Origin of the sequence: Vibrio sp. Vb0598, assembly GCF_033338935.1 — a bacterium.
Taxonomy (GTDB): Bacteria; Pseudomonadota; Gammaproteobacteria; order Enterobacterales; family Vibrionaceae; genus Vibrio; species Vibrio alginolyticus.
This window is the reverse complement of the sequence record NZ_JAWOTP010000003.1, coordinates 131,330-151,911: the sequence shown is the minus strand read 5'-3', so window position 1 is coordinate 151,911 and position 20,582 is coordinate 131,330. Positions and strand designations below refer to the sequence as shown.

Below are 20,582 nucleotides of genomic sequence, written 5' to 3'. Positions count from 1 at the left end.
TTTTAGCTTGTCAGGTTACGAAGTTTTGGGTCATCCGCCAGGTATTCAACAAATTCAATCTCAAAACCTGCAGGGTCAACAAAATACACATTTTTGCGGTATGGTTCATCAGCACCAGGTTGGGCAATCGGATAACCTGCATCGGTTAGTCTTTTGATGATTGCATCGACGTTGTTGGTCACATAAGCAAAATGCGCTAGCCCAACTTGGTGCCCGCTCAACTCGCGGTTTTCTCCTTCGCCATGGTCACTCATGGCTATGTATTGATACTCGTCGCCAAAATGTAGCCAGTTTCTTGGTTTGCCACTCCATTCGCCTTTACCTTCATCACGCACGTACCAATGTGGAAATGCAGTTTGGTAAAACTTCAGCATTTCAGGGATATCTTTCACGACTAAGTTAATATGTTCTAGTTGGATCATGATGTGCTCCTTTTTGTCATTTTCTAGCCAACGATGAATATGCTAAAACCTCAAGTTAAGTTGAGGTAAAGGGTTTTTTTAAAATTTGTTAGGGTTGATATCTTTGGATCTGAGAGCTGGGTTCGGGGCTTGCAACCCTCTTTCATCTTTGTTTGTTCGTGCTAATCATTTTCGAGCGAGTTTGTGGTGAGTAGATTCCCAGTCTCACCTAGGTTCGCGGGAATGACGGAAAGAGAGCTAAACGAGCAGCGTCATTCTGAAGGAGCCTAAGCGAGTATTCAGAATCTACTTTCAGCGCGTTGTGATGTTGCATTGTGAACTGAATTATCCGCTAGCACAGAACCAGTTCCTCCCTTTTGAGCTCTGCGTGTTGAGAGCTTCGGAGTTTGATACAAGGGGGGGAGGTTAGGTGGGATTGGTGGCTTGAGGCTGAATGTTGGGTTATGTGCTTACAACCCCCTCCCACTCCCCCTTTTCTCGACTTGGTTTGCCAAGCATTTGGATGAGGTTATCAAGGGGGAGGGCATTCTTTGTTGTGCTGAGTTCAGTGTTTCTAAATTTTTGTCCTAAGGGGTTATGAAAAACGTAGTATCTCTTGAATTTTTTGTGAACTATATTTGTTACATAATCTATTTATGTATGACGGCTCGATAGATTTTACAAATGACAAATATCCTGACAAATATGACTTGTCTTCTGAGCTCAATGAGCTCCACTTGTAAACTTGCTCTCTAATGAATCTTTTATTACCTCTACCTATAGATAGTTTTTTATCAAGCGTAATAACAACACCCGTTACACTCATTCTATTTTTCTTCGATGAATGCTTTGTTTTTTTCTTATTGATGGTTAGAGTAGGGTATTCTAAGCCTTTGATTATTCCAGACACTCCCTTTTGTATAATACAAAGCACATTTTTATTACTTGTAGAGAAAAACATATCATCGGCATATCGAGTGTACTTAACACCATGAGACTTAGCAAGTCGACTTATTCTTTCATCTAATGTATAACAAATAGAGTTTGATAGAGATGGTGATGTAACAGAACCAATTGTAATTGTATCTTTCCTACATATAATATTAATCATGAGTTTAAAGTCTTCTTCATTAAAATGAGGGAAGACCTTAGAAATAGATTCATGGCAGTATTTTTCTATGTCTGAGCGAGTAATTGATTCGAAGAAGTCCTTTAAGTCTATTCTCAGTAGATAATTGTTATTCTTGTGAACATTAGCATGATCTTTTAAGCTCCTCTTTTTCCTGTAGGCATAGCATGCGTCATGCACTGGTAGTTTGTCTAAAACTTCATCATATACAACCTTTTGAAGAGCTCGAATTGCCATTGAGGGTTGGTAAATTAGCCTCTGGCTTCCATCTTTTTTAGGGATAGTAAATCTAGCATATGAGATACTAGCTTTATTAGCTATATCCAAAACTTGATCTTTCTCGATAAGAGTACTTTTACTAATTAGCTCTAACAACATTAATCAGTTACCTTCCGAATTGCTTCTTTAAACTCTTCGATATATAAAAGCTTGGATAAACAGGTAAGGCGAAGTCTTCGACTTACACTTAACAAATTTGTTGTTGTTTCATTTCTATATAATCTTTCATAGTTAATGCAAGTATATAGTTTTTTATCTTTGAAACTAAATGATTCTATTATTTTTAAAGCGACGCAAAGAGAAATTATGAATTTAACTTCAGATTCATTATCTTTTAATTTGAATGATTGTTTGCATATGTCATATATATTATCTTCATCTATAGGACCTATGCTTGTAATTATTATCACTACAATAAATAACAGTTCTTTTCGTGAAAAGTTTTTATCACCAAACTTGTCGTCATTATCTTTTTTGAGTAATTTAAAACCTTTGTTAAGATTGTCGATCATCAAAGGCATTGTTGTTAATATTGTATCAAAATCTGCATAAATTGTAGGTTTATACACTGAGTCACTATTTATCCAGCTTATTGGGCCTGTATTTATAAACGATAGGTCATCTTCAAAATTTTTGTCGAGAATTGGAAGTAGTTTTGAACGTAATCTGCTACTGATAGAGAATGCACCGAGTTCAGCGACCGTGCCATATGACTCGACAAGTATAATCACTGCATCAGAAAAGTCAGCTAGCCATTCTTCTAACCTTAAAGCATTTATAGAGCCGTCTTTATTTTGTGATTGGTTAGAAGAGATTATTTCCCAAGCATTTTCTGCCCTAAAAGTCATAAGGTTAGGGGCATGTTTATCTAGGTAACATTCGATGACTTCTCGATTATTACAATACTTGGGGTCTCCGCCGCATATGAACAAAATTCTTGGTAGCTTAGCTCCTCCAAAAAGTGATCGTTTGTAATCACTAGGATATCTACCTTGATGTGACTTAAACTGCTTAATCAATACGTTTTTTGCAGAGAGAAATTTAGGGTGGCTAAACCATGTGGAATGAGTGTTTTTTCGCGACATAATCTAACGCCGATGTCTGAATGAGCAGAAGGAAAATAGCCCTTACCGTAGCAGTTTGAAGGCTGAAATGAGAAGTTGCGTAGCAACTGAGCATTTCAGAATTTAAACTGACTTCGAAAATTCAAATTTTTGAAGTGAGTTCCTCACTGAGAAAATTTGGACTTTTCGAAGTTCAAAATACCTCAGGAGTGTTACAGAAAGGCAGTACGCCTTTCTTGAAAGTAAAAGTTTACTCTCATAACTAAGGGCTTGCTTGCATATTATCAGTGTTGTTGCATTTGTCAATGGTGCTAATTTGTTGTTTTCATGGTAGTTGTAGAATCGAAAAAATCGGCTGTTTGAGGGTATTACTTGTTGTAGTTTTGAAATACCCCCCAAACAAAAAAGCCAGCAGTTAATACCTGCTGGCAAAGTCTTTGGGCTTCTAGGTTTTTGCTTTTCTTTCTTGCCACTCCGTTCTACACGGTGCCCCGATTGGTTTTCAGGGGAAGAAAACACTGCACCGTGCGCTTTGTGTTCAAGAAATTTGGAGATTAACCTTGCTTACGGATTAGGTAGTCAAACGCGCCTAAGCTTGCTTTTGCACCTTCACCCATCGCAATGATGATCTGTTTGTAAGGAACCGTTGTTGCGTCACCGGCTGCGAAGACACCTTCTAGGCTGGTTTCACCACGGCTACCAACTTCAATTTCGCCGCGCTCAGAAAGCGCTACTTCTGAATCTTTTAGCCATTCTGTGTTTGGTACTAGACCGATTTGGACAAAGATACCTGACAGTTCAATCTCTTTGATTTCATCTGTGTTACGGTCTTTGTACTTCAAGCTTGTTACGCGAGTACCGTCACCCACTACTTCTGTGGTTTGTGCCATCGTGATGATGTCGATGTTTGGTAGTGAGTTCGCTTTGTCGATAAGCACTTGGTCTGCGCGAAGTACGTCTGCAAATTCAAGAACGGTTACGTGCTCAACAATACCTGCAAGGTCGATAGCCGCTTCGATGCCTGAGTTACCACCACCGATAACCGCGGTTTTCTTGCCTTTGAATAGTGGGCCGTCACAGTGTGGGCAGTACGCGACGCCTTTGTTGCGGTACTCTTGCTCACCCGGAACGTTCATTTCACGCCAGCGAGCACCAGGGCTAAGGATGACACTCTTACTTTTCAGCGTTGCGCCGCTTTCAAGTTGGATATGAATCAAGCCATCTTCTGTGTGTGCTGCGCCCATCAGTTTTTGCGCTTGCTGCTCAGTCACGACGTCTACGTCATATTCTTTTAGGTGCTCTGCTAGGTCAGTCGCCAGTTTTGGACCTTCAGTACGTTTTACCGAGATAAAGTTCTCGATTGCCATGGTGTCCATCACCTGACCACCGAAGCGTTTAGCGACAACGCCAGTGCGAATACCTTTACGCGCTGCGTATAGTGCTGCTGCACTACCACCAGGGCCACCGCCGACAACTAGTACGTCGTATGGGTCTTTTTCGCTCAGTGCTTTCGCCGCTTTCTCGCTCGCGCCATCATCCACTTTGTTTAGGATTTCAGTCAGAGACATACGACCTTGACCGAATAGCTCGCCATTCACGAATACGCTTGGTACGGCCATGATGTCGCGTTGTTTCACTTCATCTTGGAACAAACCACCGTCGATCATGGTTGCTTTTACTTTCGGGTTGATCGCCGCCATCATGTTGAACGCTTGAACCACGTCCGGACAGTTTTGACACGACAGTGAAATGAAGATTTCTACGTCTAGATCTTTGTCTAGTGCTGCGATTTGCTCAATCACTTCTGGTTCTAGTTTGATTGGATGACCGCCAGAATGCAGCAGTGCCAATACTAGAGAGGTAAATTCGTGACCCATTGGCAAGCCTGCAAAGCGTAGTGCTGTGCCTTTTGCTGGGTTAGTTACCGCCATCACTGGTTTACGTGCGCTTGCGTTGTCGTCACGTTCAACGGTGATGAGGTCGCTCATCTCTGCGATTTGGTTCGCTAGAGACAAAATGTCATTCGATGCTTTGCTTTCATCTAGACTAACCACTAAACGAACTTCTTCTTTTACATTAGCCAGATATTGTTTGAGTTGTTGTTGGATCGCTTGGTCTAACATAGTTGTTACTACCTTAATTAAATAGTTACCAATCAAAACAAGTATTTGTTCATTCTTGCTAGCTAAAATCGTTGATAACTGCGTTATAGATTTTGTAGTTAGAGTAACTAGCTATCGAAAATCTATGCCTGGTTCTAAACGATTTTTTCTACGCAATTACTGCACACCTACTTATTCAGATAGGTAATAAAAAGTGGTTACTGTAGATAAAACCTGAGGGGGAGAGAGCAAATCAGGCAGAAGGTCGTCAAGGTATCTAACCTGAAGTGCTCTCTAATTCAGTTCTAATCAGAAAAAGGAAATCGGGAACTGATTAGAACTTAAATTTCAGTGGCTTAGATTTTGCCAACTAGGTCTAGTGATGGAGCTAGTGTCTCTTCACCTTCTTTCCATTTAGCTGGGCAAACTTCGCCTGGGTGCGCTGCTACGTATTGAGCTGCTTTCACTTTGCGTAGTAGGTCTTCTGCGTCACGACCGATACCTTCAGCAGTGATTTCCATTGCTTGGATAGTACCTTCTGGGTCGATTAGGAACGTTGCACGGTCTGCAAGACCTTGACCTTCACGCATCACACCGAAGTTGTTTGTGATGTTGCCTGTTTGGTCGCCAAGCATGTAGTACTGAATCTTACCGATTGTGTCTGAGCTGTCGTGCCATGCTTTGTGAGTGAAGTGTGTGTCAGTTGATACTGAGTAAACTTCTACGCCACGTTTTTGTAGCTCTTCGTAGTGGTCTGCTAGGTCGCCCAGTTCTGTTGGACATACAAACGTAAAGTCTGCTGGGTAGAAGAAGAATACTGCCCATTTACCTAGAACGTCTTGTTCTGTTACTTCAACGAATTCGCCGTTTTTGTACGCTGTAGCTGCAAATGGTTTGATTTGAGTATTAATCATAATTTACTTTCCTTTGAATGTTTTAAGCTGAGCTGTTGTTGCTTTCGGAAAGTATATTCTCATCGGAGTGTGTTTAAGGAAAATCGCTTGTAACTATCCTATTGATAGCCATTTCCTATTTCACTTGATAGGGAAATCCGATGTAAGGGAGTTTGCTTTGATAGGTTTTATTGAAGATGAAGTCAGATTAGCAATAGGGAATACCGATGATGACTTTGAGTAGATCGTCTAGCTAAGAGCGAAAGAGCCTGCATTTCGGCAGGCTCTTTCTAATAGGAAGTGGGGAAGCGAATGCTTCTATTTTGTCAGCTCAGATTATCGAGCACTTTGCCGCATAACTTCTTCAGCATGATCATTTCATCCAGCTCTAAGGTGATTTTACACATCATGGCGTTTGGCACTGACTTGGCTTGCTCCTTAAGGGCACGACCTTGCTCTGTTAGGTTGAGTACGCGAACGCGTTCATCGGTTTCACTGCGACCACGCTCTACATAGCCTTTTGCTTCTAATCGTTTAAGTAGCGGCGTAAGTGTGCCTGAGTCCAAATGCAGTTGTGACCCTAATTCTTTTACGCTGGCACCGTCTCTCTCCCACAGCACCATCATCACTAAGTACTGCGAATAAGTCAGATCAAGCTCGTCCAGCAACGGGCGGTAAGCTCGGATCACCGCATTTGCTGCACTATAAAGCGGGAAGCAAACTTGGTTTTCGAGTAAGAGTTTATCGTCGTCGGTCATGGTGTTGTCGGTGTAACACTGGCTCATTGGCGTTGCCTACCTGCTCATAGAGAAAGAGAGTCATAAAATAAATTGTGCACAATATAGTTGCAAACGATCTTTACTTCGATGTAAGATTGCAAGCAATTAAATTGCGCGCAACTTAAATTAAGAAGGACACTCGCATGACTACTCTATACAAAACTCAAGCTACCGCTTTGGCTGGTCGTAATGGTCAAGTAAAAACAGATGACGGTCTTCTCGATCTAGAGCTGTCATACCCGAAGGAAATGGGCGGCACAGGCGCAGCAACTAACCCAGAACAGCTTTTTGCAGCGGGCTATTCAGCGTGTTTTTCTAACGCGATTTTGCACGTAGCACGTGAAGGTAAAGTAAACCTGAAAAGCGCTCCTGTAACGGCAGAAGTGGGCATCGGTCCGAACGATAACGGCGGCTTTGCACTAACAGTGAGCCTAGCCGTAGAGCTAGACATGCCACAAGAACAAGCGCTAGAGCTAACGCGCATTGCACACCAAGTTTGCCCATACTCAAACGCAGTTCGTGGCAACATTGATGTGGCAGTAACGGTAAACGGCGAAGCAATTTAAGCGGTTCTTACCACGTTACAAAGACAAGAAAGCCTGCAAGTGCGCAGGCTTTTGGTTTATTTGATGGCAGTGCAGAAGCTAACGTCTGCATGGTGCGTTTGTGGGTCGAAGCTGTGGTAAAGCTCAAAGCAAGGACGGTCGTCGTTCTCAATACCGGATTCAATCACTTTGCTCATGACATCATCCCACGCTTTTGAGTATTGGCTCGGGTCAGTAATGTGCTGGCGCATCACCGCATATTGACCGCCGGGGAAATCTTGCAGCTCAATGCCTTTCGGAACTTCGGTATCTTCTGGCACCATCAAGCAGATATCAGTGCGACACTTCTCGTCTGGCGTGATTTCTGGGTTGTCGTGGTAGATAAAGATGCAGGTATTGCCCGCCAAACCTTTCATTCCTGCCCATTGATACAGGCGACCTGATGGCTCTTCATAGCCTTGGCCGTAAGGGCCGTTTACACGAATGTAAGCCAGTTTTGCTTTTTCAAAGTTTTGCGTTTCCATTGTCGTGCTCCATTTGGTGAGTTCAGAGCCAGTATATGAATCGCTTGGTGTTACTTCGTTTCCATTCTTGCGCAACGTGTGTCCAATCTTGCTGTTTCGTGCTAATTCAGAAAACTGCTGGTAGTTTTCGCAGTCACGAAAGGCCGTTGGTGTAACGCCATAATGTTGTTTGAAGGCTTTGGCTAAGCTCTGTGAGCTAGAAAATCCGTACTCTAGGGCAATGTTCAATACCGGTTGCTTGGATTTGAATAAGTCATCGGCGGCGGCTTCTAGACGCAAACGTCGAATGAAATCGGCTAATGTCTCGCCTTGCACGGCTTTGAAGGTGCGATGAAAGTGATAAGGGGAAAGGTTCGCCAGCGCGGCCACTTCTGGCAGGTTGAGTGGCTCATTAAAGTGTTGTTCTAAATAACGAATCACAGGAACCAGTCGTTGGTGGTAGTCGACGCGCATCGGGGTATTTCCTTGTTCTGTTCAGCTTGTTTTCTCTGCTCAAAGCCTACCGCAATCCAACAAGCTTGCAAGGGAGCAGGGTGAGAAATGCGTGGCGAGATGAGCGTCAATCAGTCACACTCAACGAGCAGATGTTTAAGCAAAAACGTTGCGCTCATTACCTTTACTAACCGCTAGGACAATCATGATAGCTTGGAAACAGTCTCTGCCTGAGTACGAATGGCTCATTCATCAAGTTTGGTACTTGGAAGTGCCAGAGGGTGAAGTCATTGATCCCAAGCCGCACCTTATTCCAAACCCGCGTGCTCATTTACTCTTTACGCCACCAGAGCAAGGCTACAGCTACGACACGGGAGACACTAAGCTTGCTGGCAAAGGCTGCCATTTATTAACGGCTAACGAACACTTGCTGCTGTTGGAAGATACGGCTCCCATCAAGCGTATTGGTATCACCTTTCGCCCAGAGGGTTTGTATGCCATTGAATCACGGTTTCGTGATGCACCCCAAGTTAGCGCAATTAACCAATGCGAATGGTTTGATTGGCTCAGCGCGGCGTTTGATGAGCGCTTTCAACTGGGTCTATGGCAGTTAGAGTTGCAAGATTCACCGCAATGTTTGCTGAACTACATCAAACAACATCTAGATGCGTTAGATATCGAACCTTGCCGTACCAAACCGTTTTTGGCGTCACAAAAAGCGGTATCCGTGATGGACGCTCAAGCATTACGCTCACCTGAGCTAGCGATGGATATTGATGAGATAGCCAAACAGTGCGCCTGTTCTCGAAGAACGCTTGAGCGCAGTTTCAAGCAGGTGGTGGGGTTGAGTGTTAAGCAGTATCAACAAATGGCACGTCTGGAGCAGATGATTTTGACCCTCTACAAGCAACAAGAGGCGATTGATTGGGCGAGCTTCTCACAGCAATTTGGTTTCAGTGACCAATCGCATTTGATTCGTACCCTCAAACAGCAGCTAAGAAAAACGCCGAGCAAGTACTTGAAAAAGCGCGACTTAACCATCGATATCTATGGCGATTTTGAGTCGTAATACATTGCTACTCAGCCTGAAAGTTGTCGCAAAAATCCAATTTTTCTCTTATCCGCTGGGCTACTATTTTCAGCAGATAACGAGGTAACACATGTCATATCAAAAACTAAAACAAGGCGAAGCCATCCCATTTAACGAATCGTTGACTATCCAACTGATTCAAGGCTCTGATCTACAAGATATTATCGAGATGTTGAACGACGATAAGGTCAATCAATATCTGTTCTTCGCACCTGCTGACAACAGCCTATATGAAGGCTTCTTTGGCCCTATTATTGAAAATACGGCACAAGCGATTAAAGACGATGTTTGGCCAGATAGCCCAACGTTCGTGATTCGTGACCAACAAGGTCAGTACATGGGAATGTGTGCAGTGACCGCAGTGATGTTCTTAACTGGCAACTACGAAGTGGGTTATCAGTTACCAACTTGTGCATGGGGTAAAGGCGTTGCGACTCGCGCTTGCCAAATGATGACCGAGATTGGATTTACTGAGCTAAACGCGCATAAAGTCAGTGCCGATTGCTACGATTCTAATGCTGGCTCTTACAGGACTTTAGAGAAAAATGGTTTTACTCAAGAAGGCCGTCAGAAAGACTATTACAAACTAGAGCAAGGCTTTGACGATAAACTTTACTACGGCATGACAGCAGAGCAATTCGCGTCTTTAAATCGCTAATAATTAGCTGACAAAAAAGTAGCTAACAACAAAGTAGTGAACAAAAAAGGCCGTTAACCCAGATGTTTGGGTTAACGGCCTTTTCTATATTCAGCGCTAGATGGCTAAGACTTAGTTGCCTTGGTTTTGGCTTTGAAGCTTCTCTTTTGCTTCTTCAACCTTTGAGAAATCCAATCCCAACTCGTCTACGGCTTCTTTAATTAGCGCAGGGTTTTGCATCACTTGCGCCATCAGCATTTGTAGCTTGTCTTGTGGCAAACCTAGTTGGCTGATTGTTGCCATTGCCGCGAGCGGGTTTTGCGTCAGAGTCTGGAAGATTTCGTTGATCTGTTCATCGCTGATGTTGTTCTCTTTCAGCAAGGCGATAATTGGGTTCATCATATTTCCTTTCAATCAGTGTATGACTTGGTTGCCAGTATTTGTTCTAGCAGAATAATTGGGGCTCCCGCGCAATATTTCAATACCCTGTTAGCTCCATGTAACCTGTCCCAGAATGAGAGCCCTCAATACGCACTGGGCCTTCCCAATAAGGCACAGAAAGGGGCATCTTTGCGTTCGGATTGAGGGCAGAAACGGTTAGCTCGATTTGCTGATTAGGAATCGACACTTGCCACTCGGTTGGATACTTTCGCCCTTGGATTTCAGTTTGCTTAGTCGCCTCTAACTGAATGTCTTTTTGTGAGATAGCGATGCCAGCCCCATCTTGCTGCATCAGCCTTGCGCTGGAGTAACTGGCTTGACCGGTTTTGGAATCCCGCAACTGGAACACCACCAAGCTGGTGTCGTCACTCAATCTTAGGGCAAACCAGTCCCAGCCTTGTTGTGAGTCGAGTAAGAATTGCGAGCTCCACTCTCGGTCTATCCAGCCTTTGCCCGACACTTGATAGGTTTCGCCGTCGATGGTGACTTCACCGGAAACATCAATAAATGGTTGGCTGTAGTAATACGAAGCCACCTGTCCATCGGCACTTTTGGTGCTGTAACCTTGTTCGCCTTGCTTTTGATAAGGTGCGCTGCTGGTAAGCGTCAGCGAATAGCCAAACTGTTCCGAGTTCGCCTTCAATGTTGCAGGGAAGAGATCGGTGGTTGAAGAAGTCCACTGCCAATCATCGAGATAAACCCGAAATGGTGAAGTGTCGACGCCGGCTAGAGAGGCTTGATCGCGTGACCATTTTTCATCGGCGTAGTGTTTGTCGGTTGTGGTGACCGCGCTGTGTGCCATGAAGATTTGCTGAGTCTGCCATTCGGTTTTCTTTACGTCATCTTCGCCCTTTGGCGGTGGCGGCGGTGCAGCAGCAAAGCGAAATTGTGTCCATTGGACGCCAAGTGGGTTGCTGTCTTCATCAATTAAGTTAGCGGTTAAGTACCACCATTCATGACGAAAATTCGGGTGCGCTTGATGGTCTGCTGGGAAGGTGAGTTCAACCCCTTTTTCCACGGGTGTGAATGGGTTGCTCTCACTTTGCGTATCTCCACTGCCCAGCAATGCGCCCATATTTTGTGTGCTCATATTTTTTTGTTGGGGATCTTCACATCCAAATAGGAACAGACTACCTATGAACAGAGTAAGTTTGCTTGCTAATCGAACCATCACAACACCTCGCTTTGCAAACTGGACACGACAGGCTTACTGACCAATCGCCACAGCGGAATCAAGGTTGCAATCACTGCCACCAAGATGGTGATCGCCGCAATGCTGAGGGCATCACTCCAATTCCACAGATAATTTAGGCTCCAACCAAAAGCGCGCAAGGTGACGATGTCTGTCAGCACATAACCCACCATGGCTCCGAGGGGTAGGGCGATAACCAGAGTAAAACTGACCAAAGCGACGATCTGTCCGACCACCATGGTCATTAATTTGCGACGGCTGACGCCAAGTGCATATAGCCTTGCGATGGCGGCTTTGCGCGCGTCGAGCAACATGAAACAAGCACTGAACAAACCAATCACCGCGACCATCAACGTCACGCCGTTGAGTGCGCGTGTAATGGCGAAGGTCTGCGAGAAAATATCCAACGCGATGGATTTGATTTGCGCTTGATCGTAGAGCTGACTTGGATGAAGATTCAATTGCTCGCGCAGTTGGTCGTATACGATTTGTGGGTCACCAGATACTTTAATGCCAAGGCTTGTCGGCAAGTCGGTAAAGCCGCTCTCTTGCCATAGCTTTGGTGCTAATAAGACTTCACCGTTAGGTGAGCCGTAATCATGGAATACCGCCCCCACAAGTAGGTTCTTATTTGGAACGGCATCAAGCGTGAGCTCGCTACCCAGAGATAAACCCAGTTTGACCGCGGTTGGTTCACTGATAGCGACCAACTCACCTTGGTAAAAGCGTGACCAGAAGTTCTCCAAACGCGATTTGAACACTATTGTTTGCTCTAAGGTGTCTTTGTCTTTGGTGCCAAGCAAAATTGATAAACCATGCAGATTATCGTCGACGTAGTATTGCTTGTAGACGGTCTCTACCTTGTCGAATTGCCCTAACGCGCGCTCCACATCTGCGATTTTCCCTTGCGCAGGGCTGACGTAAATATCGGCGTGCAACCTTTGTTCTAACCACTGTTTTAGGGTGGACTCGAAGCTGCCAACTAGCGTATTCATGCCCATATTGGCTGTAACGGCGAGTAGCAGTGCCATCATGGCGAGAGAAAGCGGAGAAATCAGCTCGCGCAGCTCAGCAAACAGATACTGCATCAAACCAGAACTGGTGCGCTTTTCACACCAATTGGCTAACACGCTGAGTGTTTTGGGTAGATACAAAGGAATCGACACCACAAGCACGCCGAGCCACGCCATGGTGAAGCGGTGATGCTCACTCAGCCATAACCCTGCAAGTGCGAAAGTCGTCAACGCAGCACCTATCACGAACAATTGGTTTTCGTTAGAGGCTTCCGGCGCTTGATAAAATCCACCATGAGAGGAAAGCGGCTGACGCACTCGCTGTTTAAAGTGCTGCCAACACGCCAACAGGGTTGCGGCTAACGTGAGCAGCAGCGCTTGCGCCCACCATTGCCACTGCCAAGTTCCGGGCAGAAGTGTCGCGCCATAAAGTTGTTCTAATGTCAGCGCCACGGTCGGGTGCAACCAATGGCTAAGCTGCATGCCCAAGACAAAACCGAGGGAAGCGCCGATGGTAACGAGAATAGTGAGTTCAACTAACAGCGCAGAGAGCACAATGCTCGGCGCAACACCCGCCTGTTGAATCTGCACTAACAGCCGATTGCGTTTCAGCAAGCTGTACTTTACGCCGTTGTAAGCGATGAACAGCCCGACTAAAAAGGCAAGTAAGCTCATTGCTGTGAGGTTGAGGTGAAAGCTGTCGGTCAGCGAACCAAGGTCTGTACTTTGATTATTGGAAATCCATTGTCCTTGTTCGCCAATCAGCTTCTTCCATTTTGTTTGCGTGCCTTTATTCCCTTTATCACCCGAATGGAAAACTGCAATGTAACTGAGCTGTCCTTGTTTATTGAGCAGTTGCTGGGCAAAGCCAATGTCCATCAGCATTCGGCTACCTAACTGCCATTCGTCTGGTAGCACCACCACTTGGGTTGGAATGTCATCCAGAGTTAGGGTTTCTACTTCCCCTAAGTTTTGATGTTGAGATTGGCTCATCATCACGATTGGCTTGCCGGCTAAAAGCTCAGGCAAAGGCAAAGCACTGTCGAACAAAGAGACGTTCGGTTGGTTTTCTGATGACTTTCCGTTTGCAGAATACCGAGAACGTGAAGAGATGGCGGCAATTAACTCGCTACCTTGCACTGACCAGCGACGCCCTTGTTCGTCTCTCACTCGCCCTTCGATTACCGGTAGTGCTGCACTGAGTCCGTTTTGTCTAAGGGCGAAGTAGAGCGATTCGGACAGATAGTTCAGCCCTGCTGGTGGAATAATTAAGTTCTGAGCTTGTGCGCTGAGCTGTTCTGTAGACTCCGCATAACTGCGCTTGGCATTGAGGTTGATGGCTTGCACAGCAACAAACAAGGTCACAGCCAACACGATACCGATCAGAATTGCGGTGGCTTGCAGTGGTGCCTGCCGATAGTGCGCTGCAAACAGATTCAGGGCGAGTCGAGTATGAGTGAATCTGGTGGTTGATAGCTTAGCTTGCTTCATGGCGAAGCTCATGTTTGTTTACTTGATGACTGTTCTGTAGCTGACTATTATCCAATCGCAGCCGTGTTTGCATAAACTCAGCGCAGTCAGGGCTATGGGTGACTAACAACACCGCCGTATTGCCTTGGGTGGTGATTTCACAGAGTAGTTTCATCACTTCCAAGCCTGCTTTTTGGTCGAGGTTACCTGTGGGTTCATCGGCGAGTAGAAGCTTAGGTTTGTGTGCCAATGCGCGCGCAATCGCGACTCGTTGTTGTTGACCTCCGGAAAGGGCAGAAACATGCCTGTCGAGAAGTTGGCTGATACCTAGAGTCTCGACCAAATAATCGCACCAGTCGTTCCATTTCTGTTGATTCAAATGCAGAGGGAAGGCGATGTTTTGCTGCACGTTGAGCGGCGTTAATAGATTGAATTGCTGGAAGATAACACCGAGTTTTTGGTGTCTAAATTGGCTCCATTGTGGGTCTTTCCAAGCCGCTGTGTTATCGCCATCTAACCACAACTCACCTTCGGAAAGTGGCTCAAAGCCAGCGATGACATTGAGTAAAGTACTTTTGCCGCTGCCACTTGCGCCTGTCAGCGCAACACTCGCTCCTGTGTTCAACGTAAAGTCGACGCCTTCTAACACTCGATGTGTCTCTTTGCCATCAACAAAGCTTTTGCTGGCGTGTTTGAGTATGACAAGTGGGCTTTCCATTTCCTCTCCCTGTATCCAAAAGGTGTCGTTTCTTTTGGCAATCGCTATTGCAGTTAGTTCTCTAGAAACTTTAGACAACAATCAGATAAAAACAGCGATTTACATCGAGTTTAGGGTCTGTTGACCTTTCGAGCTGATTTTTGCAGCGAATTGTTGGGTATTTGTGCAAGGCAGAAGCTTTGATGTGTAGTTAGCCTACATGAAAAAGCTGATAACGCAGGAGAAATGACCAACAAACGCTGCCCAAAGGGTTCGGCTAAAATCGTTCTATGCCTTGTTAAGGAGTATTTACTTAGGATGCTAGGCTACACACTCCTTGCCTCGCCTAAAACGATTTTACCTCGAACAAAACTTAATCTCGAAAGATAAACAGACCCTACTTTGTACTGAAAAGAAGAGGGAAGAGATTAAATGAGGAAGGGATATGACAGGCATTAAAAAAGCCCGAGTCAAACTCGAGCTTTCAAAGATATTCAGCGTGGTCAGCTTACACGTAGTACGCTTCAACTTCGCCTTTAAGCTTGATTAGCATTGGGTTACCGAAACGGTCTTTTGCTTTAGGAGAAGCAATTTTTACCCAACCTTCGCTGATGCAGTATTCTTCTACGTCAGTACGCTCTTGACCGTTGATACGAATACCGATTTGGTGCTCGAAGCATTCTTTGATGAAGAATGGGCTACGTGGGTTACCCGCTAGGCGATCTGGTAGAGCTGGTTTAGCTGTATCTGTCATTTTGTTTGACCTTGAAGTCATTAAAAAAAGTGCGTCATTGTAGTCAGTGCAAGGCGAGTGTTCAAGGATTGTGACTGGTTTTTAATGGACTGAACTGCAATAAAGCCCTAATTTTTATCTATCTCCTTTTGCTCTTTCGGTGAGTCCTTTTAAAATTAATTCAATCATTGTCTTTTTATCATTTTGATTCTCTTACTAGTAAACAGTTTCTCAGGTTCTCGTTGTTTATACTATGGTTATTAGGTGCGATAAGTATTAGGAAAACAAATGGAACTTGTGATCTTAGCTATCGCTAGATTTCGAAGTGATCAAAAAGAAGCAATGAGTAAAAACTTCGTCAATTTAGCGCAGTGCTTAACTGAGAATGGACATCATGTTGTCACTGTTACTCCAACTGAGTTTCGTTCTCATATTAAGGTTGAACAACATACCTTTCGTAATGAGAGTCGATATGAATCTCTGTTTGAGGGGCTGATGAATCTTATTTACTTATGTAGAGAGCTCAACAGGCTGATCGAGAAAACCAACAGTGCGAAGGTTAACCTACATATTGCTACGCCTATAGAACTATTGGTGGTTTTTTTCTTTTTAAAATCTCGATATCAAAAGCAGACGACTTTATCCATTTGGCAGTCATATTTGACCTTAGACGAGGTCCGTAATAACAAGCATTATTTTTTTCGGAATTGGTTTAAGTATTTACATTTATTGCTATTTAATTCGTTTATCAGTGCGCCTATATACAAGCGTTTGTTAGACAATTTTTGTCAAGCGATTGTGCACAGTAACTACCAGAAATTTCAGTTATCTTCTCTGTCTCATTTGCCAGTCTATTTCATTCAAAATGGGGTTTTTTCTGAGCACTTTTCGCGACCCATTCCTGCAAAGAAGACACAAAGAATGTCTTTACTTTATATCGGGCATTCTAAGCCATCAAAAGGCGTTGACGCTTTAATTGAATTGGCTGCAATACTAAAGAAGCGAGAATGTATCGATTTTGATCTAACGCTCTGTCTCAGTGGCTTCGGCGACCAAGCAAATATAGAGAAACTTGTTTCTAAACATGAGCTACATCACCAAATAGAGTTTAAAGAGAGCATTGATATTTCAGTTGAGATGGCGAGTGCAGATTTGTTGGTTTTACCACTAAGGACATGTGTCGGAACGAGCCTAACACCTAACCTAATCGTGGAGGCGGTATCTTGCGGATTACCGATTGCGATTCCGGATTTCGAGCAATTATCGGATGTCATTCAATTCGGTTCTAATGCCATTGAAATTGATCTGGATGATTTAGAAGCGAGTGCAAGTGCGATAGAGAACGGTTTTAAGTTGGGTCAACTTGACCAGATGTCTAGAAATCAAATAGAGCAGTTTAAAGTTCGTTATACGTTAGAAAGTTTTGTGTCTGGCTATGCGCAAACACTCGGCCTTGGGTAGGAGGGAGTATGGATAAAATTAGCTTTATCGCTCCGTGTTTTAATGAAGAGTCTGTCATCGAGGAGTATTACTCGCGTTTGTGCGAAATTGCTAAGCAATACGATCAGTATTTGTTTGAGTTTGTTGTAGTTAATGATGCTAGTGTTGATAAAAGTGCAGTAATTTTAGACAAGCTGGCTATGGCGGATGAACGATTAGTGATCGTGCATCTTGCTGCGAATGTTGGGCAGCAAACCGCTTTGTTTGCTGGAATCGAAGCTGCAACTGGAGATATTAATATTACCATTGATATCGATCTTCAAGATCCCCCAGAAGTTATTACACAGTTCTTGGAAGAGATCGATAAAGGCTTTGATATCGTCCATGCCCAACGCTTGTCGAGAAGAAATGAAACCGCTTTTAAGCTAATTAGTGCAAAATTGTTTTACCGCTTTTTATCCCTTACTTCTCCCGCTAATTTAATTGAAGATTGCGGTGATTTTCGAGCATTTACTAAGCCAGTTAGAGAGGCCATTTCATGTTACCGAGAGAAGCACAAATACTTGAGGGGTATTTTTGCCATTATCGGATTTAATCAAACCATTATTCAATATGAACGTGATGGTAGACATGCAGGAGAAACGAAGTATTCACTTACTAAGATGTTTGCTTTAGCGTCAGACGCGGTACTTAATTTTTCCCGCTTTCCTATTCAACTGATGTTTGTTATCTCAACATTGATGTGGTCACTTGGCTTGTTATATCTCACCAAAGCACTAGTAAGTAAGTTCGTTTTTGGCACAACTGTCGATGGTTGGACATCAATCATCTTTTTCCAAGTCTTTTTCTCAGGGATTTTATTGTTCTTTATTGCCTTAATCGGCTCTTACGTCGGGCGAATTTTCGAGCAAGGTCAAGACCGACCCGATTACATTATTCGTTACACAAGGAATATAAAGAGTAGCGATGAAGATAGTTAAGTTTGGTTCAGTGGGTATCATGAATACTCTGGTCAGTTACCTCGTTTTTTGTGTGCTTATTTATTTTGATGTCTATTATTTGACATCTTCTGTTTTGTCTTTTTTAGTGGGTTCTGCCTTTAGTTACATCATGAACTCAAGATATACGTTTTCTGTTTGTGCAAATGTAAGAAGCTTTTTTAAATTCATCACCATAACGGCAGGATCATTGTTCTTGAGTGTTTTACTGCTTTATATCTTTAAAAGTATTGTAGGCATTCATGTTCTCATTTCGCAGATTTTGGTCGTGTTGATTCGTTTCCCAATTGTATATCTATTAATGAAACGCATCGTCTTTAATCAAGCTCATTTGTTTCAGCGCTGAAAAGAGGTGACTTATGAAAACGAATCGGCAAGAAAAACAAGATTTCTACAGTGATTCTGAAACGGTGAAAAAGTATGAAGATCTACGTTTTTCAAATGTTGGTGGACAATTTGTACATCAGTCTGAAGTGTCTTTGTTTTCACAGTTTCTTAATATCTGCTCCTTGCGAGAGTCAATTCTAGATGTACCCTGTGGCACGGGAAGAATGCTTCCAACTATTACGGCGTCTGGCTTTCAACAGGTTTATGCGGCAGATTACTCTGATGAGATGCTCGCAGTTTGTTACGAGAACCCTTTGCTCCAAAAAACACATTTTTCTAAACAAGACATCTATTCAACGACATATCCGGAGCAGCAGTTTTCAGTAGTATTATCTAGTCGTTTTCTGTTTCATTGCGATGATCAAGATCGGTTGTTTGCAGAGTTTGAACGGTTAATTGCACCAGAAGGATATCTTATTTTTGATAGCCTAAGGTGGTCTCCGCGAACTTGGACCCGACTTTTTTCGGAACAGCTAGGAGGAGATGTTTACACCAATAGCACATCTAGTATTTACAAGCTGGCAGATGCACACGGTTTCGAGGTTATAGACTCTCAAGTGATTCTGCTCTTTCCTAGCTTTGTCTATAACTTTATTCCAGGCATTTTAATGCGCCCGTTGATATGGCTTGAGTCAATTTGGCCGAGTTTGCTCAAAACGAAACAAGTTTGGATACTTAAGAAGCGATGAGTGAAGCAAGAGTTAGATGGCTACTTGGGATTAACTTAAGTCTGTTATTCGGTTTTTATGTTTACATCATATTCAATCTCGCGCTCGTTAATGATGATTACATGGCGCTTTATACCACATGGTTAATGAGCGTTGGGAAACGGCCGAATCTTGACTTCAATGTTGATAGCTATACTTTGCTTTTTGATTGGATGACGCCAGTTTACTTTTTTTTTGGCGATCGATTCGAGCTTATTTACGTTTTTCGTTCGTTTTTTGTTTTGTTTTTGTTGGTGATAGGTTGGCAAGTCTATGTTCTTCTTCGCCAAATATTTACGGTCAATATTGCACTCACTACATTGTTACTGCTCTTTGCCTCTTCTGCGATGGTGATGCGTGGCATTGACCTTCGTCCTGACCTCGTTATTCTTTTTCTTTGGTTACAAATAATCATTGTGTTGTATGTGTGCCCAGGAAGTGATGCTCATAAATTGTTTTGGGTGGGGTTATTATTCGGGCTTGCGATACTCTTCAAATTTAAGGCGATTTTGATAGGCGTAGTGATTGGGCTCTTCGGGCTTATTCGGCTAATTCAAAAGCGCTCTGTACGTGACTTTGTCTTGGATGTCAGTGCGCTTTTGTTAGGCATTATCTCTTGCGTGGCTTTGTTTGTTGCGACCGTTGGAATCTCTTCACTTGAACTGTTTTTGTACACGACGTTTGATTTATTTCTGTATTCGACATCGCATGTTAGTGACGCAAATTCTCTGAAGGTTGATGTACTGATACAGTACTTTTTACATGATATTGTTTATTGGCTGTTTGCTCTCATAGGAGTGGGAATATGTGTCGGTAAGTGGAAAGTACTGTCGTTTAAGCAAGCTCAGTTTTTGATAGCTTTGGTTATATTAGCTGTGTTGTCGGTTTTGGCTAACCCCCACTATCATGCATATAACTTGGTCACACTTTACCCTTTACTTGCGGTATTTGTTGCGTTCTCAATCCAGCACGTTGTTTCATCTACTCGGGAGTGGTCGAAAGGGACGGTCGTCACTTGTATCGTACTATTCTTGATTGTGATTGCTCGTATCCTCCACTATCCGGTACAACATAATAATCAGCACCAAGTCGCCCTACAAACATTCATAGAAAGGCAAACGCAAGTTGACGACGCTGTCTTTGCCTATGAAGGAATAGGTCTTTTTCGTCCATCTACTTATCATTGGCGAACATCTGCCATCAAGATAGACAACTACTATCGGGGTCAGTATGACGTTTGGCAGGAAATTCGTGCAGTAAAGCCGATAATCATCGTCGAAAGTTATCGAATTCCTGATTGGTTATTAGAGGAGGACCGTGATGCTCTTCGGCAACACTATGTATCTATTGCTCCGTTTATTCTGACTCTTGGGTTAAAAACACAATCTAGTGTTCGAGGCGATTTACTGCGCTCGGGTTGGTACGTGCTTGAGAGTGATCGCTTGAACCGTTGCTTTATTGATGGTGTTGGTGTGTCTGTCGGAGAGAAGATATGGCTCAACTCCGGAGCGTATACACTGATGTCCCAAGATGGTATTTGTACTCTTCATTGGTATTTTTCTCACCTTGGCATTGAGGCGCTCAGGCAAAGCAATCCTGAGAGTTCCCCCTATTTGTTTGGCCCTTAGC

The 20,582-nt window shown here is 43.7% G+C and carries 20 protein-coding genes; 8 read left to right on the top strand and 12 right to left on the bottom strand.

The features are described 5' to 3' along the window. Positions 1-2: 2 nt before the first annotated feature. The 6 genes from R7Q38_RS04820 to R7Q38_RS04795 form a co-directional block, all read right to left on the bottom strand. A complete protein-coding gene (locus tag R7Q38_RS04820; protein WP_005374615.1) occupies positions 3-422 on the bottom strand; it encodes a VOC family protein in 420 nt (139 codons plus the stop codon). Between the two features lie 574 nt (positions 423-996). Further along, positions 997-1,908 carry a retron St85 family RNA-directed DNA polymerase gene (locus R7Q38_RS04815; protein ID WP_213897468.1) on the bottom strand — a complete coding sequence of 304 codons (912 nt, stop codon included), beginning with the start codon at positions 1,906-1,908 and terminating at the stop codon, positions 997-999. Continuing rightward, positions 1,908-2,894, bottom strand: a complete 987-nt coding sequence (locus R7Q38_RS04810) for a retron St85 family effector protein (protein WP_104980253.1) — start codon at positions 2,892-2,894, stop codon at positions 1,908-1,910. Before R7Q38_RS04810 ends, R7Q38_RS04815 begins: the two co-directional genes overlap by 1 nt. Positions 2,895-3,427: 533 nt before the next feature. After that, entirely contained in the window at positions 3,428-4,996 is a 1,569-nt protein-coding gene (gene ahpF, locus R7Q38_RS04805; protein WP_318114139.1) for an alkyl hydroperoxide reductase subunit F, read from the bottom strand. A gap of 335 nt (positions 4,997-5,331) precedes the next feature. Next, positions 5,332-5,889 carry an alkyl hydroperoxide reductase subunit C gene (gene ahpC / locus R7Q38_RS04800; RefSeq protein WP_005374632.1) on the bottom strand — a complete coding sequence of 186 codons (558 nt, stop codon included), beginning with the start codon at positions 5,887-5,889 and terminating at the stop codon, positions 5,332-5,334. A 305-nt stretch (positions 5,890-6,194) separates the two neighbouring features. Continuing rightward, complete coding sequence (locus R7Q38_RS04795; protein ID WP_213897469.1) at positions 6,195-6,653, bottom strand: MarR family winged helix-turn-helix transcriptional regulator; 459 nt, start codon at positions 6,651-6,653, stop codon at positions 6,195-6,197. 137 nt (positions 6,654-6,790) lie between these two features. Here R7Q38_RS04795 and R7Q38_RS04790 point away from each other — a divergent pair, with 137 nt between their 5' ends. Then, a complete protein-coding gene (locus R7Q38_RS04790; RefSeq protein WP_005374640.1) occupies positions 6,791-7,213 on the top strand; it encodes an organic hydroperoxide resistance protein in 423 nt (140 codons plus the stop codon). A 56-nt stretch (positions 7,214-7,269) separates the two neighbouring features. Here R7Q38_RS04790 and R7Q38_RS04785 read toward each other — a convergent pair whose 3' ends face one another. After that, entirely contained in the window at positions 7,270-8,169 is a 900-nt protein-coding gene (locus tag R7Q38_RS04785; RefSeq protein WP_020195560.1) for a GyrI-like domain-containing protein, read from the bottom strand. Between the two features lie 184 nt (positions 8,170-8,353). Between R7Q38_RS04785 and R7Q38_RS04780 the strand changes: the two genes are divergently transcribed. Further along, positions 8,354-9,217 carry a helix-turn-helix domain-containing protein gene (locus tag R7Q38_RS04780; RefSeq protein ID WP_213897470.1) on the top strand — a complete coding sequence of 288 codons (864 nt, stop codon included), beginning with the start codon at positions 8,354-8,356 and terminating at the stop codon, positions 9,215-9,217. A gap of 91 nt (positions 9,218-9,308) precedes the next feature. Continuing rightward, positions 9,309-9,896 (top strand): GNAT family N-acetyltransferase, encoded by a 588-nt coding sequence (locus R7Q38_RS04775; protein WP_167415808.1) that lies wholly within the window; start codon positions 9,309-9,311, stop codon positions 9,894-9,896. 111 nt (positions 9,897-10,007) lie between these two features. On the opposite strand, the gene R7Q38_RS04770 is transcribed toward R7Q38_RS04775, so the two are convergent. The 5 genes from R7Q38_RS04770 to R7Q38_RS04750 all read right to left on the bottom strand — a co-directional run bounded on the left by R7Q38_RS04770 (position 10,008) and on the right by R7Q38_RS04750 (position 15,442). Next, complete coding sequence (locus tag R7Q38_RS04770) at positions 10,008-10,274, bottom strand: DUF2999 family protein (RefSeq protein WP_004746427.1); 267 nt, start codon at positions 10,272-10,274, stop codon at positions 10,008-10,010. Positions 10,275-10,353: 79 nt separating this feature from the next. Continuing rightward, the gene (locus tag R7Q38_RS04765) at positions 10,354-11,487 is read right to left on the bottom strand and encodes a lipocalin-like domain-containing protein (protein WP_239938462.1); all 1,134 of its coding nucleotides are present in this window, start codon (positions 11,485-11,487) and stop codon (positions 10,354-10,356) included. Next, positions 11,487-14,012 (bottom strand): ABC transporter permease, encoded by a 2,526-nt coding sequence (locus R7Q38_RS04760; RefSeq protein ID WP_239938468.1) that lies wholly within the window; start codon positions 14,010-14,012, stop codon positions 11,487-11,489. Before R7Q38_RS04760 ends, R7Q38_RS04765 begins: the two co-directional genes overlap by 1 nt. Then, positions 13,999-14,709 carry an ABC transporter ATP-binding protein gene (locus R7Q38_RS04755; RefSeq protein WP_239938461.1) on the bottom strand — a complete coding sequence of 237 codons (711 nt, stop codon included), beginning with the start codon at positions 14,707-14,709 and terminating at the stop codon, positions 13,999-14,001. The genes R7Q38_RS04760 and R7Q38_RS04755 overlap by 14 nt, the downstream gene beginning before the upstream one ends. 487 nt (positions 14,710-15,196) lie before the next feature. Next, complete coding sequence (locus R7Q38_RS04750) at positions 15,197-15,442, bottom strand: DUF3297 family protein (RefSeq protein ID WP_005374689.1); 246 nt, start codon at positions 15,440-15,442, stop codon at positions 15,197-15,199. 267 nt (positions 15,443-15,709) lie between these two features. Between R7Q38_RS04750 and R7Q38_RS04745 the strand changes: the two genes are divergently transcribed. From R7Q38_RS04745 to R7Q38_RS04725, 5 genes are read left to right on the top strand one after another with little or no spacing between them, the layout of a single operon-like run. Next, positions 15,710-16,882, top strand: a complete 1,173-nt coding sequence (locus tag R7Q38_RS04745) for a glycosyltransferase (protein WP_238843944.1) — start codon at positions 15,710-15,712, stop codon at positions 16,880-16,882. Between the two features lie 8 nt (positions 16,883-16,890). Then, positions 16,891-17,841 (top strand): glycosyltransferase family 2 protein, encoded by a 951-nt coding sequence (locus tag R7Q38_RS04740; RefSeq protein ID WP_130545676.1) that lies wholly within the window; start codon positions 16,891-16,893, stop codon positions 17,839-17,841. After that, positions 17,828-18,205 (top strand): GtrA family protein, encoded by a 378-nt coding sequence (locus R7Q38_RS04735; RefSeq protein ID WP_025520528.1) that lies wholly within the window; start codon positions 17,828-17,830, stop codon positions 18,203-18,205. The genes R7Q38_RS04740 and R7Q38_RS04735 overlap by 14 nt, the downstream gene beginning before the upstream one ends. Before the next feature lie 13 nt (positions 18,206-18,218). Further along, a complete protein-coding gene (locus R7Q38_RS04730) occupies positions 18,219-18,935 on the top strand; it encodes a class I SAM-dependent methyltransferase (protein ID WP_005383495.1) in 717 nt (238 codons plus the stop codon). After that, the gene (locus R7Q38_RS04725; protein WP_238843942.1) at positions 18,932-20,581 is read left to right on the top strand and encodes a glycosyltransferase family 39 protein; all 1,650 of its coding nucleotides are present in this window, start codon (positions 18,932-18,934) and stop codon (positions 20,579-20,581) included. Before R7Q38_RS04730 ends, R7Q38_RS04725 begins: the two co-directional genes overlap by 4 nt. The last annotated feature ends 1 nt before the right edge of the window (position 20,582 follow it).

What these genes read in the sequence shown, in the direction of transcription:
- R7Q38_RS04820 (WP_005374615.1), bottom strand. Translation starts at nt 422, where the DNA reads ATGATCCAACTAGAACATATTAACTTAGTCGTGAAAGATATCCCTGAA.
- R7Q38_RS04815 (WP_213897468.1), bottom strand. Translation starts at nt 1,908, where the DNA reads ATGTTGTTAGAGCTAATTAGTAAAAGTACTCTTATCGAGAAAGATCAA.
- R7Q38_RS04810 (WP_104980253.1), bottom strand. Translation starts at nt 2,894, where the DNA reads ATGTCGCGAAAAAACACTCATTCCACATGGTTTAGCCACCCTAAATTT.
- ahpF (WP_318114139.1), bottom strand. Translation starts at nt 4,996, where the DNA reads ATGTTAGACCAAGCGATCCAACAACAACTCAAACAATATCTGGCTAAT.
- ahpC (WP_005374632.1), bottom strand. Translation starts at nt 5,889, where the DNA reads ATGATTAATACTCAAATCAAACCATTTGCAGCTACAGCGTACAAAAAC.
- R7Q38_RS04795 (WP_213897469.1), bottom strand. Translation starts at nt 6,653, where the DNA reads ATGAGCCAGTGTTACACCGACAACACCATGACCGACGACGATAAACTC.
- R7Q38_RS04790 (WP_005374640.1), top strand. Translation starts at nt 6,791, where the DNA reads ATGACTACTCTATACAAAACTCAAGCTACCGCTTTGGCTGGTCGTAAT.
- R7Q38_RS04785 (WP_020195560.1), bottom strand. Translation starts at nt 8,169, where the DNA reads ATGCGCGTCGACTACCACCAACGACTGGTTCCTGTGATTCGTTATTTA.
- R7Q38_RS04780 (WP_213897470.1), top strand. Translation starts at nt 8,354, where the DNA reads ATGATAGCTTGGAAACAGTCTCTGCCTGAGTACGAATGGCTCATTCAT.
- R7Q38_RS04775 (WP_167415808.1), top strand. Translation starts at nt 9,309, where the DNA reads ATGTCATATCAAAAACTAAAACAAGGCGAAGCCATCCCATTTAACGAA.
- R7Q38_RS04770 (WP_004746427.1), bottom strand. Translation starts at nt 10,274, where the DNA reads ATGAACCCAATTATCGCCTTGCTGAAAGAGAACAACATCAGCGATGAA.
- R7Q38_RS04765 (WP_239938462.1), bottom strand. Translation starts at nt 11,487, where the DNA reads ATGGTTCGATTAGCAAGCAAACTTACTCTGTTCATAGGTAGTCTGTTC.
- R7Q38_RS04760 (WP_239938468.1), bottom strand. Translation starts at nt 14,012, where the DNA reads ATGAAGCAAGCTAAGCTATCAACCACCAGATTCACTCATACTCGACTC.
- R7Q38_RS04755 (WP_239938461.1), bottom strand. Translation starts at nt 14,709, where the DNA reads ATGGAAAGCCCACTTGTCATACTCAAACACGCCAGCAAAAGCTTTGTT.
- R7Q38_RS04750 (WP_005374689.1), bottom strand. Translation starts at nt 15,442, where the DNA reads ATGACAGATACAGCTAAACCAGCTCTACCAGATCGCCTAGCGGGTAAC.
- R7Q38_RS04745 (WP_238843944.1), top strand. Translation starts at nt 15,710, where the DNA reads ATGGAACTTGTGATCTTAGCTATCGCTAGATTTCGAAGTGATCAAAAA.
- R7Q38_RS04740 (WP_130545676.1), top strand. Translation starts at nt 16,891, where the DNA reads ATGGATAAAATTAGCTTTATCGCTCCGTGTTTTAATGAAGAGTCTGTC.
- R7Q38_RS04735 (WP_025520528.1), top strand. Translation starts at nt 17,828, where the DNA reads ATGAAGATAGTTAAGTTTGGTTCAGTGGGTATCATGAATACTCTGGTC.
- R7Q38_RS04730 (WP_005383495.1), top strand. Translation starts at nt 18,219, where the DNA reads ATGAAAACGAATCGGCAAGAAAAACAAGATTTCTACAGTGATTCTGAA.
- R7Q38_RS04725 (WP_238843942.1), top strand. Translation starts at nt 18,932, where the DNA reads ATGAGTGAAGCAAGAGTTAGATGGCTACTTGGGATTAACTTAAGTCTG.